Genomic DNA, 15454 nt, shown 5'->3' with positions numbered 1-15454 from the left:
GTGTGATTGGTGAAATTAGCGAGCAACAATCGCGCTGTTAGTAACGCTTCTGTTTTTCTTGTAACGACGCTTCAGTGAATTCTGCATAGCTGCAGCAGCTGCGCGTGTTTTGTATTGGCCAATTCTAACTCTGAATAACTGCTTACCATTCTGTGTGGTTTTGGTTACATAAGTTGGATAACCTTCACCAGTCATTACATTTTTCAGATCGTTGGCACGTGTTTGGCTCGATGTTGCTAATAACTGAATCGCATAGCCATTAGCTGCTTCTCTGGTAACGGCAGGTGCTGGTGCCGCCGCAGGAGCAGCTTCTACAGGTGCTTTCACTTCTGCTTCAGCAGAGGCTACAACGGTTGATGTAGGTGCTGGCGTGCTAACCGGACGACTCTTAGTAATTACTCGAGCGGTTGAAGAAGAGCTGATTTTAGGCGCTGCTTTTTCTTCAATCAGGCGTGCTTGAGGTGCCGGGGCAGCGGCTTTAGTGCTGGCAATAATTTTGCCCTGAGCTGGTGCTGCTGGCTCAACTACGGTAACTTCTGTACTGCTAGCTGCTGCAGAGCTTGTCGCTGCTGAAGTAGAAGCCGGTGCTGTTTGAGTGTTGCCATTGTTGACTAAGTCTAGCTCGAGATATTCGGTATCTTTTGCCGGTGGGCGAACGCTGAAGTCGATTGCGCTTTTAGCCGCATCGGTTGCTGCAGTCGCGGTTGTTGCTACCGCTGCACCGGTTGCCGCAGCAGACGCTACAACTTTATCGGCTGCATCGCTAGCGCCGTCAACCACTGACTGGCTAGTATTTTCGATAGCGGCTTTAGCATCCGCACCAGCAGTTGCAACCACGTTGCCGCTACTATTGTCCGTTGTCAGCTCAGGAAGGCGATCACTATTGCCGGCAGTTTGTTCACCGTCACTAGCGCCAGGGAAGGCGATTTCAACAACGTCTTTACGTTGTGCTGCTTTATCCTTTAGCAGATACCCAAGCAACGCAGCAGCGATCAATGCAAGAATTACTGCGCCAATACCGCGTTTAACTGTCGTCCTATTCATACCTAAGCTTCCTTTTTGAGCTGTATATCATGAAAAGCCCTATATAAATGCAAACTGTGCATTGGCTTTCATGTGTCCTGTAATTGTTAGTTTATACCCGAGTGCAACCGTTAGTAGAAAGTCAGAAGTATCCTCTAATCCCTTGAATAAAAGTGCATTCAGGTCAGATTATTCCGCTTCACGTAAGCTGTGCATAACGCCGGATACTACCAGAAAAGAGCCAAAGGCGACTACCCTATCTTTATAATTCAGCATATTTTGTAACGTAATTAACGTACTATTTATATCGCTATGAATCTCAATAGGGGCGGTGATACCTAAATCACGAAGATTTTGTGAGAGTTGTTGTGGCGTACGAGCTCTGGGGCCTTCCAGTGGAATCAAGTGCCAACTATCAAACTTGTCCGCCAATGGTCCAACGATGCCTGCCAAATCTTTATCAGCCAGTGCTGAAAACAGCGCAATGGTTTTGCCTTGAGCCGGTGTCTCAGTCAGAAAGTCAGCCAGTGCCGCAGCAGACTGTGGATTGTGAGCTACGTCAGCTAAAATTTCCGGGGACTCGCCAAGCTTTTGCAAGCGACCAATGACACTTGCCGATTGTAGGCCACGAGCAATTTCGTCATCACTAACGGCTAAGGTGTTTTGGAAAGCTTGCACTAAGCTAACAACGGCAGAGGCATTATTTAATTGAAATCGACCGCGTAGTGCAGGGAGTGGCAAAGCCATTGGATCAGCATCGTTTAACTGGTAAAGCCATTGTGCAGGCAGGTTGTCTGCGGTATCGCTGGATTGCCATGAGAAATCCTTGCCTAACTGGAGTAGTTTCGCACCGATGCGATCAGCTTCTTGTTTGATGCTATTAGTTGGTGTTGGGTCACCGCAAATGACCGGGTGTCCATTGCGCATAATGCCGGCTTTCTCGATGCCAATTTGCTCACGGTCATCGCCCAGCCAGTCAATATGATCGATATCAATATTGCTGATCAAGGCAATAGCCGCATCCCAGAGATTGACCGCATCCAAACGTCCACCTAAGCCCACTTCAAAAATAGCCACATCCACAGCATATTTTCGGAATAAGTAAGCGGCGGCTAAGGTGCCAAATTCAAAATAAGTCAGGCTGATGCTGTCACGTGCCTTATCAATTGCAACGAAAGCTTCACAAATATCCGCATCACTAGCGGGTTTGCCGCCAATACAAATACGTTCGTTATAGTGAATCAGGTGAGGGGAGGTGTAACAACCGGTTTGGTAGCTGGCTGTGCGGTAAATGCTGTCCAGCATCGCTACACAAGAGCCTTTTCCATTGGTGCCGGCTACGGTAATAACCGGCATGCTCAATGACGTCAGTTGCAGTCGATTGGCGACTTCGCCGACGCGGTCAAGACCCAGATCAATACTCGACAGGTGCAATTGCTCCTGCCACTCAAGCCATTCTGCGAGGGTTCGCTTCATCAGTTTTGCCTGTAACGACAGTGTTTAGTCGATCGGTTTTGCCGCTTTTTCGACAGAGTCAGGAAGCACCTCTGACTCAAGAATATCAGCACTTTCTGGTGGCAACTTCTCAATCATTTCAGGTCGCACTTCGCCTTCAGCAGGTACTTTCAGTGGAATAGGTTCCTCTGGCGTATCTTGGTCGATTTCAGTTGGGCGGGCTCGGTGTTGCAAGATGCACAGCAAATCAGCAATTTCACGACGCAGGTGATTACGATGAATAATGCGGTCGATGGCACCTTTTTCCAACAGGAACTCACTGCGCTGGAAGCCTTCTGGTAAGGTTTCGCGAACAGTCTGCTCGATAACACGCGGGCCAGCAAAACCAATTAATGCTTTAGGTTCAGCAATCTGAACGTCACCAAGCATTGCAAAACTAGCGGATACACCACCCATGGTCGGGTCGGTCAGTACGGAAATATAAGGAATTTCCTGAGCGGCTAAGCGAGTCAGTGCCGCACTGGTTTTAGCCATTTGCATTAGGGAGAACAAGGCTTCCTGCATGCGGGCACCACCACTGGCAGTAAATACCAAAAATGGAATGCGCTCACGCAAACTGACATTAACACCCTGTACAAAGCGCTCGCCAACCACTGAACCCATGGATCCGCCCATGAATTCAAAATCAAAGGCAGCAACCACCACGGGAACACCAAAGACTTTACCCTTCATTACAATCAGCGCGTCTTTCTCGCCGGTTTGCTTTTGAGCATCCGCAAGGCGGTCTTTGTAGCGTTTGGTGTCTTTGAATTTCAGGATGTCAATCGGGCCGACATTTTCAGCGATTTCTTCGCGACCTTCCGGATCTAAAAAGGTATCTAGGCGGCGACGTGCATTGATACGCACATGATGATTACATTTCGGGCAGACATCATTATTGCGCTCCAAATCCTGACGATACAGAACGGTGCTGCAAGACGGGCATTGGTGCCACAGTCCTTCCGGAATTGATTTTTTCTTGGTGGTTGAGCCTTCGGTACGAATTCGTGAAGGCAGCAGTTTTTCAAACCAGCTCATAGTGTGTTGTCCATAGCATGTCGCATATCTGCCAGCATCTGGCTAGTGTTGGCGATGATTAAGGCATCATCATCAGGATTTTGTTCGATCATTTTCACCAACACACTGCCGACAATTACTGCATCGGAGACCTTGGACACTGCAGCAGCAGTTGCCGCATCCTTAATTCCAAAGCCTACGCCGACGGGGAGATCCGAGTATTCCTTAATATTCCGGACGTGTTTATCAACATCATTCACATCCAGCGCATTGGAACCGGTAACCCCCTTTAGCGATACATAATACAGATATCCGCTGCCTGCTTCGACTATTCGTTGAATTCGGTGCTTACGCGTAGTGGGCGAAAGCAGGAATATGGCGTCCATTTCGGCTTTTTTCAAGCAGACTAATAAGTCATGTGCTTCTTCTGGTGGCAGGTCAACCGTCAGCATGCCATCAACGCCAGCGCTCTTAGCTGACTCTGCGAAGGTTTCATAGCCCATGGCTTCCAATGGATTCAGGTAACCCATCAGAATAACTGGGGTTGAGTCATCTTGCTGACGGAACTCACGAACCATATCTAACACGTCATGCAGGCCAACGTGATGCTTCAACGCACGCTCGCAAGCCAGCTGAATGGTTGGGCCATCAGCCATCGGATCGGAAAACGGAATACCCAGCTCAATTAAATCGGCACCCGATTTTACCATGGCGTGCATCAGTGGCACAGTGAGTCCGGGGTGCGAGTCGCCAGCGGTAATGTACGGAACCAGAGCCGTTTTGCCGGTGGCTTTCAATGCATCCATAGTGGAACTGATACGGCTCATAATGTTAATCCTTCTAAAGCAGCAACGGTATTAATGTCTTTGTCTCCACGTCCTGAGAGAGAGACAACGATGGTTTGATCTGGGCTCATGGTCGGCGCTAGTTTCATAGCATAAGCCAGTGCATGGCTAGATTCCAGAGCTGGAATAATACCTTCAATGCGAGTTAGTGCATGGAAGCCTGCCATCGCTTCATCATCTGTTACACCAACATAGTTAGCACGACCAATGTCTTTTAACCAGCAATGCTCTGGTCCAACGCCAGGGTAATCCAAGCCTGCTGAAATAGAATGTGTTTCAACGATTTGACCATCCTCGTCCGCCATTAGATACATGCGGTTGCCATGCAGCACGCCAGGCTTTCCTTTGCATAATGGTGCTGCGTGTTCAAGGGTATTCAAACCACGACCGGCTGCTTCTACCCCGTAGATTTCAACGTCGGTATCACCGAGGAAATCATGGAATAGTCCGATGGCATTTGAGCCACCGCCGACGCAGGCGACTAGCGCATCGGGTAAGCGGCCAGTTTGTTCAATACATTGCTTTTTGGCTTCACGGCCGATTACGGCTTGGAAGTCACGAACCATTTTAGGGTAAGGGTCAGGGCCAGCAACGGTACCGATACAATAAAAGGTGTTGTCAACATTGGTTACCCAGTCACGCATGGCCTCGTTCAAAGCATCTTTCAATGTCTTAGAGCCAGACTCAACAGCGCGCACTTCAGCACCCAGTAATTTCATGCGGAATACGTTTGGCGCTTGGCGAACGATATCAACCGCACCCATATACACGACACATTCCAGACCTAAGCGCGCACAAATAGTGGCAGTTGCAACACCGTGTTGGCCAGCACCGGTCTCAGCAATAATGCGAGTTTTACCCATGTGCTTAGCCAGCAGAACTTGTCCGATGGTGTTGTTGATCTTGTGCGCACCCGTGTGGTTCAGGTCTTCACGTTTCAAATAGATCTGTGCGCCACCTAATTCCTTTGACCATCGCTCTGCATGATACAGCGGGCTAGGGCGTCCGACATAAAAAGCCAGATCGCGGTCAATGGTTGCTAACAGAACAGGATCATCTTTAAGTTTTGCATAAGCATCACTTAATTCTTCGATGGCTTCCATCAGGGTTTCTGCAGCAAAGCGGCCGCCGTAAATACCAAAATGGCCCGCCTGATCAGGCATGGCATTCCAGTCGACGTTACTCAGATCTATTTCAGGATTCAACATGTTTTACCTCTCGCATTAATGCGTCGATTTTAGCTTTGCTTTTGATGCCGGGTGAAGATTCCACACCGCTACTCAGGTCAACTGCGTAGACCGAGGTCTCGCGGACGGCTTCAGCAATGTTCTCAGGATTTAATCCGCCCGCCAGTATAATCGGTTTTGAATAGTTTTTTGGTAATAATTTCCAGTCAAATGTCTGCCCTGTGCCGCCGGCTTTACCTAAGGCATGGCTATCAACCAGAATCCCCAATGCATCCGGATATTGATCGGCTTGTTCCGCAAAATCAACCAAGCCTTGAATGCCGAGTGCTTTGATATAGGGGCGGCCGAAGCTGCGGCAGAATTCCGGCGTCTCGCTACCATGGAACTGCAATAAGTCGAGGCTTACCGCATCCAGAGTGGCGCGGACTTGCTCGGCATCGGCATTCATAAATAAGCCAACACTGGTAACGAACGGAGGAAGTGCTTGACAGATTTCAGCCGCCTTTTCAGGAGTTACGTAGCGGGGGCTTTTGGCATAGAAAACAAAACCCAATGCATCTGCACCCGCGTTGGCTGCATTGAGTGCATCAGTGGTGGAGGTAATGCCGCAAATTTTTACACGTTTGGCCATGCTTTTGTGCCGAATTAATCAAAAGATCAGGCTAACATAAGCTGAGTTTAGTGTCACTTAGCGGCTATTTACTTGCGGAATTCCATTTGCATAGGCAAGTTGCCTTTAGGACGCAGGGTCAGTCGGCACTCATGGGTGACTTTAGTGCCTTTGGGTAATTTGAGGCGGAAGCGCTGTGCCAGAATGGCTATAGATAGCACTGATTCCACTAAACCAAAGTTTTTACCAGGGCAAACGCGCGGCCCGGCACTAAATGGCAGGTAGGCGAACTTGTTGATTTTTCTGAGTGCATCGGCGAGAAAGCGCTCAGGAATAAAGGCATCAGGCTCATCCCATAGGTTTTTATGGCGATGTAATAGCCACGGCACAACCAGCATTAAAGAGCCTTTTGGGATATGCTTTTTGCGAATCGTATCATCTTCAGAAGCTTGTCTTGAGAGTACTGGAACCGGAGGATAGAGCCTGACAGTTTCATCAAAAATGGCGCGGGTATAAGGTAAGTTAGCGACATCAGCAAAGCTAGGCATGCGATCACCCAGTACTGCATCCAATTCCGCATGCAGTTTTGCTTCAACATCCGGCGCTTGTGACAGTAAATACCAGCACCAAGCTAAAGAGTTTGCCGTTGTTTCATGACCCGCCATAAACAATACAATGATTTCATTGCGAATCTGCTCACGGCTTAATGCGTTCTTTTGATCACGATCTTTGTTGGCTGCTAGTAAATGGGCAACCAGTGTGTTCTGGTTTTCTTTTTCTTCTGCCTTATCAATGATTTCATCAACTACCGCATGAATGCGTTTTGCCGCACGTAAAGCAATATGACTTTTAATGCTCAGCTTATCCATCCAGCTTGGGATATTGGTGAAGCTGCTCAGAGGGGTTTGTTTGATGACTGATTGGTATTGTGCAAAGGCTTTAACCACAGTCGCCGCTTTTTCCTTGCCAAGATTTTCGCCGAATAAAGTTCTGGAGATAATCTCCGCTGTTAAACGTCCCATTTCTGGCAATACATCAATGGTGCTACCATTGCCTTGTTGGGCCCACTCATCCGCAACTTCAGTAATGGTCGAGACCATTATTTTACTGTAATTCTGCACAAAGCCAGTATGAAACAATGGTACTTGTATCTGTCTATGAGATGCCCAGGTGTCACCGTCGCTAATAAAGAGCCCATCGCCAAGTAACGGCTCCAGTGCGCGTTTCATCTGCGGGCTTTTCTTTTCGTAAATGTGGTGCTTAGTCACGAAAACGTCTTTGACTAACCGAGGGTCATTTGCAATAAAGATCTTCTGCTTCAATATCTGCTGAGACATAAATTCGAATCGGAAGGAGTCTTCAGTCCAGATTGAGAGTAAGTCATTGCGGGCCTGTAAGATCGCCTTAATGGCGGAAGGCTTAGTGGTATGGCGCTCAGGATAGGGCGGAATGAAATGAGGCATTATTATTTTTTTACCAATGTCATACTTCTACGAATGATGTGACCAAATATTTTCAGGGTATCGAGATTAATTTCTAGCGCGCCCAGTGATTTTAGTAAAACCAGGACTTCCCAGAGATTATTGCCTTCGGTCGATGAAATATAAACCTGCTTTTGACGGCCCGCGAATTTTTGCTTATGACTGGCATTACCTTGAAAAGGATAAATGTAATTCAGGTTTGAATAGGTGTATTTAAGAATTCGTTGGGTTTTCTGGTTTTTGTTGTGCTTCGGGCTGGATTGAATCATAAACAGCGGAGACATACCCAGTGAGATAAGCTCTTTGTCTTCCTGCTGAAATACTTTCATTGCTTCTAAAATCATAAATGCTCCGCAGCCATTTGGAGCGCTGGGTAATATTCTGTCGACATTGTGGTAATAGCCAATTACCTTGCCGCTCTTATAAATAGGGTCGAAGACTGCCATAGCAATCAGTTTGCCATCTTGATACGCCCAGAAGTTTCGAACATCTTCTTCTGCTTCGTATGAAAATGGGCGTGATAAAATGCCGTATTCCCGAGTGCCTTTATCATCAAGCCATGCTTGGCTTATCGCTCGGACTACTGCCTGATCCTCAAATGAATCTATTGGTTTTTCGACTACTGTAACGCCTTCGCGTTCACATTTGTTACGCCATTGCCTGAGTTTAGCGCGGGCTTTACCGCCTAGCTCAAAATTATTGCACAGTAGGTCGGTTTCAATCCCAAATCCGTTCACCTGATAACCGATATTTGTTAAAACTTCACCCAATGATTCGGAAATGTGTACAAAAATGGCTTTGTTTTTTTCTTTGAAGAAGGCCTCAAGGATTGTTTTGTAATGTTCAGGAGCACACACTGGGTTGCCAATGACTATGCGATGCCCTCTGGGGCTCCAGAATAGATGCTTGAAGGGGAGGTAGGCAATGTAGCCAATGCCATCAAGCACAAAATGTCGGAGCTCCGGTTGCAATGTCGAATAGCTCATACAGCTACTGCCATGAAGCTTCAGGTAGTGTCGTAATTGCTCTTCTTTAACTAATATTTTTTGAGTACTCATGCCTGCCAGTGCTTGTTGTTTTAACGCATGTGCAAGGTTACAGGGTGTCCTGCAATGTGCCTGAATACTAATACGGCCGCTGGATGAATACCATAGAAAGTATGGATATCACGCAGCGGCCGTTGTTCCATTTAAACAAATGGGGTGTTACGGATTAACGCTCACGAACAAAGCGTCGAATCTCAGCAACATGACGACGGCTGACTTCCAGCTCATCTTCAATTTTATCGATAGTGACTTTAATGCGGCCAATTGATGTCTTCGATAGACCGCTGATGCGGCTCTTAGCGACTAGCGCATTGCGGTGAATACGAATAAAGCGCTCTGATAAATCATTCTCTAATGACTTCAGTGACTCTTCAATAATGACTTCACCTTCTTTGTGGCGAACCGTCACGTATTTTTGATCGGCTTGGAAGTAATACACATCTTCGATGGGGATCAGTTCCAGGTTGCCGCGACGACGTGCACAAATGTGCTTACGGTTCGCAGTATTTTCATCATTCTTATCTAGCATTTCCGAGCGTTGTGCACGGTTTAATGAACGGGCTTGTTCCAGACTTTTTAATAATTGTTCTTGTCTTATTGGTTTCATGAGATACCCTGTGGCTTTGGTTGAAAAGGCTTCTAAAGCATATTCTCCATACGCTGTGGTGAATATGACGGCTGGTGGGTTGGGCATTCCGGCAAGGTGCTTAGCAACTTCTAAGCCATCCATAACGGGCATTGTAATGTCCAGCAGGATCAAGTCCGGCTGATGCCTTTCCACCATCATTAATGCTTCAGCCCCGTTTTCGGCTTCAGCACAGATGTTATAGTCTGATTTTTCAGCAAGCAGACTTTGTATTCTTTTACGAGCAAGTTCTTCGTCATCAACGACGAGTATATTCATTGTCATTATTATTACTCCTTCGGGATCGAGAATGAGACGCGGTATTGATGACGTGATTTTTTTATTTGTAAGTTTGCACGAGCACCATAAGCGAGCTTTAAGCGGTTTTTGAGATTGTCTTGGGCGATACTGTTGCCCGTTTGATGCGTTTCATTGCCTTCCGGTGGAACTGGGTTGGTAATCACAACATCTAATTTGTCACCTGCATCATACAAACTAATGCCTAAGGTGCCGCCTTCTTCCCGGGGTTGAATGCCATGGTAAATGGCGTTTTCGGCTAAGGGTTGCAGTAGTAGCGGTGGGATTTCCATATCAAAGGGTAATGTGTTTCGATCCATGTCCCACACGATATTCAAACGACGCTTGCCTAAACGTAAACCTTCCATACGCAGGTAGCGCAAGGTCACATCCAGTTCTTCACGCAATGGGATGCGGTTACGCTTATCCAATGTCGTACGGAAAATATCGGCCAGATCTAGAATAGCCTCTTCGGCTTGATTCACATCCTGATGCACTAGCATCGCGATACTGTTTAAGCTATTGAATAAGAAGTGCGGGCGCATTCTGGATTGCAGCGCGTCATATTTAGCGCCAGTGTCGGCCAGTAAGTGCGCGTCACGCTCGTTCTGTACGTACAAGTAACGTAGGGCCAGGGTAGTCACGACGGCGCTGATAAATACATTGCGGAAGATGAATGGCGTATCCCAGAAAAATACCGCGCCAACCTTGTCATAGCTGTCCGCCATGATGGTCAGTACTGAGGCTGAGATGGTAAAAAACACCACAACACCCGTTGCGATAATACTGGATTTGATCACATCTGCGGTCTGTATAAAACGACGTAACAGGCAGAGTGTTAGCGCAGAGCTGATGGCAACCCATTGTACAAATACAGAGGTAAGCGCCATTTTTACGAGCGAGGCTTGATAAGTGTCGGCAGCAGAGGCCAACGCCAATACCATTGCCAACACCTGTGCCGTTATGGCAACGCGCAGGATCGCTCGCACAGAGCAGAGGCTTGGTAAAAAGCCTTTTTGTTTGTTGTCGGTTTCAGTCGCTGACATTAATGTTATTGTTTCTTTATCAGGCAACTTGCAGTATCGCTTGTTATTACAAGTGATATCTGGGAGGGCCAGAGTCTAGAAAACTTCCTCAGTGGTCTATTATTTTTATTTTACTAAAACCGTACTAAAACGGTTGTTAGGTCGTCGCCTAATTTGTTGCGTTGGTCAGTCGCTCTATAGTTTTATCGTTATTTTTAGATCGTCTGTCGCTGTTTACTCAACGCTTATCTATTGTTCCACAATATGTTAAACTGGGCAATTACATTTTACTTGCTGGAACCTTAACACCCATGGCGAAAACTACCCTAGAAACAAGCACTAAAGCATCCGAAAACAAACTGTGGGGCGGTCGTTTCGCAGAGGATACAGATGCCTTTGTTGAAGCCTTTACTGCCTCAATATTATTCGACCAACGGTTGGCTGATCAAGACATCGAAGGGTCAGTTGCACATGCCCGAATGTTGCATAAAGTAGGTATCCTGAATGATCAGGAATTAGCGGATATCCAAGAGGGTTTGGCGGCGATTAAAGTACAAGCAGCTGCCGGTGAATTAGAGTGGTCTGTAGCACTGGAAGATGTGCACATGAACATCGAAGCACGCCTCACCGACCGCATAGGCATTGCCGGTAAGAAGCTTCACACTGGTCGCTCAAGAAATGATCAGATCGCAACCGACATTCGATTATGGTTGCGCGAGCAGGTTGATTTGATTGTTTCAGAGATTACTCGTTTACAGCAAGGATTGGTGGAATTAGCTGAGCGGGAAGCGCACACAATTTTACCTGGTTTTACACATTTGCAAGTGGCGCAGCCAATTACTTTCGGCCACCACATGATGGCGTGGTATGAGATGCTGGAGCGCGACTATGAGCGCCTGTTGGATTGCCGTAAACGGATCAACATTATGCCGCTTGGATCAGCGGCACTGGCAGGTACCAGTTATCCGATAGATCGTGATTTTACAGCCGAGTTATTACATTTTGATCGCCCATCACGCAACTCGCTAGATGGTGTAAGTGATCGTGATTTTGCGATTGAGTTTACCTCAGCCGCCAGTTTGATCATGATGCACTTGTCTCGTTTCTCTGAAGAGCTCGTACTTTGGACCTCTGCGCAGTTTGATTTTATCAACCTTCCGGATCGTTTTTGCACGGGCTCTTCCATTATGCCGCAAAAGAAAAACCCGGATGTGCCAGAGCTGGTTCGAGGAAAGTCAGGTCGCGTCTATGGCCACTTGTTTAGTTTGATGACTTTGATGAAGAGCCAACCATTGGCTTACAATAAAGATAATCAAGAAGATAAAGAGCCGCTGTTTGATACAGTTGATACGCTGTTAGGCTGTCTGCGTGCCTATGGGGATATGATGCCGCATGTAGAGACTAAGCCTGAGAGTATGCGTCGTGCAGCCATGCAAGGCTTCGCAACGGCAACGGATCTGGCAGACTACTTAGTCTGTAAAGGTATGCCGTTCCGTGATGCGCATGAGGTGGTTGGTAAAGCTGTGGCGCATGGCGTGCAAACTGGTAAAGACCTTAGTGAAATGGCGCTGGAAGAGTTGCAGCAGTTCTCTGGTGCGATTACCGATGACGTGTTTGATGTGCTAACGCTGGAAGGCTCCGTTGCCGCGCGTAATCATGTCGGTGGCACCGCGCCAGAGCAGGTGTTACTTCAGGTGGCAGCCGCTAAAACGGTATTAGTGACACGTTAATTGGTATCAAGCATGGGGTTAGCACTGCTTAATCGGGCGCTGACTCATTACAACCTATCGATATAAACGACACAAAAAAGCCAGCATCATTAGCTGGCTTTTTTGTGGGAGTAAATCAGAGTTGTCTAGCGTCTGCGGCGAATCCACCAACGAATTGTGCCAATAATCACTAGCAATAATGGCAGTCCGAATAAAAACACTATTGCTAGAATATTCAGGCTGTTACCCGGCATCTTCAGCTCGGTATCAGGAGCGCGAGCTGTTTTAATTTTAAGTAAATCATCACTTTGGCTTAGCCAGTCAAACAGCTTATTACTGAGTTCAAGGTTGCCGCCATTGCCTGCGCCAATAAACTGATTCAGCATAAAGTCGCTGTCGCCCAGCACAATCACGCGCTGTTGCTTATCATTAGCCTCGCGGCTCAAGCTCATACCAATACTCAATGGCCCAGGTTTATCACCAGCGGCATAGTCTGGGGTGACTTCTCCGGTAAGCTCGCCACTTTCCAACCAGCTGGATTCACCCGTTATTAGCATCGGGCTATATTGCCAGTTGGTGATTGTCTCAGGGTTTACCTCTATCACCCCGGTAAATGGGAATAGGGTTGGGGATTGCATATCCTTAAGTAAGGGATGTTCATATTGAATCACCGGAATTACCGCAGGGTGCTTAATGCCCAGCATATCCTGCAGAGCTTGGTTGCCATCCAATAGCGTACCTTTAAGTGTTCTCAAGCCCAGCTGCTCTAAAACAGGTTCTAAACCCGCTAGCGTATCTGGTTCGGTAAGCCATAATAGATTGCCACCATCTTTCAGATACTGCTTAATCACTTCTGCTTCTGTTGGCAGGTAGGGTGTTCGTGGCGATGCAATCAATACAAAACTACTGTCATCCGGAATGGATTGCGTTTTTAAGATGGCATGTGGCTGTAAGCGAAAGCCGCGATCCGCTAAGCGCTCACGTAGTTTGCTCAAGCCGCTACTGGTGTCATCAAAAGGAGAGCGTTCTTGGTGGCCTTCCAGCACGATAATGCGAGGCACTACATTTCTGAGTAAGCGCTGTAATGTATTGGCGACCGTGCTTTCATCGACCGAACTTAGCTTCTCACTGCGGTCGCCTAGCTGTATCAGTACGCGACCTTCGGATAACACATTATCTGCCTTAGCTCTGACAGGGTTTAGGTTAGGGTCAATAATTTCCAGCGTGGTATCAGGTTTAAACTGCTGATATTTAGCAACCAGCTTGCGCATTCCTGCCTGTAGCTCAGTTTTATCATCGGACAAATAAGCGATGAAATTAACTGGCTCATCCAGTGACTTAAGGAGTTGCTGCGTTGGCTCGGTCAGCGTATTGCGTTGCCCGAATGACAAATCAATAGTTTGTGAGTAACGGGTGCTTAGCCATGCAGCTAAACCAATCACGCAAATCAGCAGTATGTAAAAGACCAGTTGACTGAGATGTCTGGCGGCGGTTTGTTTGGTAGTCATCGCTTAGCCCAACCTCTCGTTATCTAGCTTGCGGATGGTTAGTGCAAGAAATCCGGCAATAAACAGCACGTAATACAGCACATCGCGGCTATCAATTACGCCATTTAAAAAATTTAGGTAATGCCCAAAGTGAGACAGGTAGACCAATAGCGCGCTGCTTTGTCCGGTGCGGGTACCCGCCAGATAGAGCAATGCGAGAATTAGCAATAATGCAAAGCCGAGTAGGGCAGCTAACATCGGATGCTTGGTCAATGACGATAAAAAGATCCCCGCAGCCGCAAACGAGCTCAGTAGTAAAAATAGCCCGAGGATTGCACTTGAGAGTTGCCCAATATCCAGTGCAGTCCCCAGTAATAATGACAATGGCATTAAACTAATCATGCCAATCAGGCACAGAATCAGTAATTCCAGTGCTAGAAACTTACCCATTACTATTTGGGTGGATGAAATCGGGGCGGCGCGTAACAAGGTCAGCGTATTGTTTTGGCGCTCTTCTGCAAAACTGCGCATTGTCAGCAGCGGCATAATCACCAACATCAGAATACCAGCATAGGTAAATAGCTGATTAAGCACTAAATCCGTAACGCCATAAGGCGCTTGGCTAGCAATGATCTTGGGTTGAATAACGCTAAGGTAATTCTCAACCTGCACTAAAAACAAGTAGCCCAATATCAATTGCAGTACTGCCAGTAACACCCAAGCCAGTGGCGTGCGGAATAAGCGCTGAAACTCGCTCAGTCCGATATTAAACATGACTTGCATCGATGGCTCCGGTCAGTTGGTGATTAAAGAACTGCTCTAATGATTGATCACGTGACTTCAGCGAGGCCAGTGTTTCATCCAGCACGGTTTGGCCATGATTAATAATCTGAGCGCGATCACACACTGCATCCACTTCCTGCAAAATATGGGTGGATAGGATAATGCCATGCTGCTCGCCAAGCTCTCGAATCAATTGGCGAATTTGTGCCAGCTGTACAGGGTCCAATCCAACCGTAGGTTCATCTAAAATAATGAGCGGCGGTTTATGCAAAATGGCTTGGGCAATTCCAACACGCTGCTGGTAGCCTTTTGATAAGTTGGAGATCAGACGGCGTTTCATGGTTTCCAGATCGCAGTGCTCAATCGCCCAGTCCACGGCAGTTTTGAGTTCCGTGCCACTTAAGCCATGCAACTTCGCACAGTACTTCAAGTACTCCTGAATCGTCATATCCCGATACAGTGGAGGGTTCTCAGGTAAGTAGCCGATTTGCTTGCGGGCCTGCAGTGGCTGCTCTTTTAGATCAATGCCATTAATTTGAATATCGCCAGCGTGAGTCGCCAGCGTACCCGTCAGCATTTGCAAAATCGTCGACTTGCCTGCGCCATTGGGGCCAAGCAGTCCTAATATCTCGCCGCGTTGCAGTTGGATATCGACGCTACTAACAGCAGCTTGTTTTCCGTAATAGCGTTTTAAGCCGGTGGCATTGATGAGTGACGTAGCGGTTTGCATGCGCCGTTCCCTTTATTGTTTGAGTTATTTGCTAAGCCCGTGTGTGGAAGTTTTGTACGGTTTAAAAATTATGGTCAGTGTAAGCGAATTTCAGA

13 protein-coding genes and 1 pseudogene are annotated in these 15454 nt (G+C 47.3%); 1 reads left to right on the top strand and 13 read right to left on the bottom strand.

Annotation, left to right across the window (positions count from 1 at the left end):
• Window positions 1-15: 15 nt before the first annotated feature.
• From LEUMU_RS0113700 to LEUMU_RS0113655, 10 genes and pseudogenes are all read right to left on the bottom strand, one after another.
• Entirely contained in the window at window positions 16-1044 is a 1029-nt protein-coding gene (locus LEUMU_RS0113700) for an SPOR domain-containing protein (RefSeq protein ID WP_022952857.1), read from the bottom strand.
• Between the two features lie 168 nt (window positions 1045-1212).
• Window positions 1213-2499 carry a bifunctional tetrahydrofolate synthase/dihydrofolate synthase gene (folC, locus tag LEUMU_RS0113695; protein WP_022952856.1) on the bottom strand — a complete coding sequence of 429 codons (1287 nt, stop codon included), beginning with the start codon at window positions 2497-2499 and terminating at the stop codon, window positions 1213-1215.
• A gap of 198 nt (window positions 2500-2697) precedes the next feature.
• Window positions 2698-3555: pseudogene (accD, locus tag LEUMU_RS26085) on the bottom strand (acetyl-CoA carboxylase, carboxyltransferase subunit beta); the annotation flags it as partial.
• On the bottom strand, window positions 3552-4361 hold the full coding sequence (gene trpA / locus LEUMU_RS0113685) for a tryptophan synthase subunit alpha (protein WP_022952854.1): 810 nt from the start codon (window positions 4359-4361) through the stop codon (window positions 3552-3554). The gene trpA and the pseudogene accD, both read right to left, overlap by 4 nt.
• The gene (gene trpB, locus LEUMU_RS0113680) at window positions 4358-5587 is read right to left on the bottom strand and encodes a tryptophan synthase subunit beta (protein ID WP_022952853.1); all 1230 of its coding nucleotides are present in this window, start codon (window positions 5585-5587) and stop codon (window positions 4358-4360) included. Before trpB ends, trpA begins: the two co-directional genes overlap by 4 nt.
• Window positions 5574-6197 (bottom strand): phosphoribosylanthranilate isomerase, encoded by a 624-nt coding sequence (locus LEUMU_RS0113675; RefSeq protein ID WP_022952852.1) that lies wholly within the window; start codon window positions 6195-6197, stop codon window positions 5574-5576. The genes trpB and LEUMU_RS0113675 overlap by 14 nt, the downstream gene beginning before the upstream one ends.
• A gap of 68 nt (window positions 6198-6265) precedes the next feature.
• Complete coding sequence (locus tag LEUMU_RS0113670; RefSeq protein WP_022952851.1) at window positions 6266-7639, bottom strand: cytochrome P450; 1374 nt, start codon at window positions 7637-7639, stop codon at window positions 6266-6268.
• 2 nt (window positions 7640-7641) lie between these two features.
• Window positions 7642-8715 (bottom strand): DUF2156 domain-containing protein, encoded by a 1074-nt coding sequence (locus LEUMU_RS0113665; protein WP_022952850.1) that lies wholly within the window; start codon window positions 8713-8715, stop codon window positions 7642-7644.
• A gap of 154 nt (window positions 8716-8869) precedes the next feature.
• Entirely contained in the window at window positions 8870-9613 is a 744-nt protein-coding gene (locus LEUMU_RS0113660) for a LytR/AlgR family response regulator transcription factor (RefSeq protein WP_022952849.1), read from the bottom strand.
• A 5-nt stretch (window positions 9614-9618) separates the two neighbouring features.
• The gene (locus LEUMU_RS0113655) at window positions 9619-10671 is read right to left on the bottom strand and encodes a sensor histidine kinase (protein WP_022952848.1); all 1053 of its coding nucleotides are present in this window, start codon (window positions 10669-10671) and stop codon (window positions 9619-9621) included.
• 290 nt (window positions 10672-10961) lie between these two features.
• On the opposite strand from LEUMU_RS0113655, the gene argH reads away from it, so the two are divergent.
• Window positions 10962-12380 carry an argininosuccinate lyase gene (gene argH, locus LEUMU_RS0113650; RefSeq protein ID WP_022952847.1) on the top strand — a complete coding sequence of 473 codons (1419 nt, stop codon included), beginning with the start codon at window positions 10962-10964 and terminating at the stop codon, window positions 12378-12380.
• 125 nt (window positions 12381-12505) lie between these two features.
• Here the strand turns inward: argH and LEUMU_RS0113645 are convergent, their stop codons facing one another.
• Genes LEUMU_RS0113645 through LEUMU_RS26080 form a run of 3 tightly spaced genes read right to left on the bottom strand, consistent with a single transcriptional unit; the run spans window position 12506 to window position 15359 of the window.
• Window positions 12506-13867, bottom strand: coding sequence for a GldG family protein (locus LEUMU_RS0113645; protein WP_022952846.1), 1362 nt, complete (start codon window positions 13865-13867; stop codon window positions 12506-12508).
• 3 nt (window positions 13868-13870) lie between these two features.
• The gene (locus LEUMU_RS0113640) at window positions 13871-14629 is read right to left on the bottom strand and encodes an ABC transporter permease (RefSeq protein WP_022952845.1); all 759 of its coding nucleotides are present in this window, start codon (window positions 14627-14629) and stop codon (window positions 13871-13873) included.
• Window positions 14613-15359, bottom strand: coding sequence for an ABC transporter ATP-binding protein (locus tag LEUMU_RS26080; RefSeq protein WP_022952844.1), 747 nt, complete (start codon window positions 15357-15359; stop codon window positions 14613-14615). Before LEUMU_RS26080 ends, LEUMU_RS0113640 begins: the two co-directional genes overlap by 17 nt.
• Between the last annotated feature and the right edge of the window lie 95 nt (window positions 15360-15454).

It is taken from the genome of Leucothrix mucor DSM 2157, from assembly GCF_000419525.1.
Lineage (GTDB): Bacteria > Pseudomonadota > Gammaproteobacteria > Thiotrichales > Thiotrichaceae > Leucothrix > Leucothrix mucor.
The sequence above is the reverse complement of the archived record's forward strand: the minus strand, read 5'-3'. Positions and strand labels throughout refer to the sequence as shown.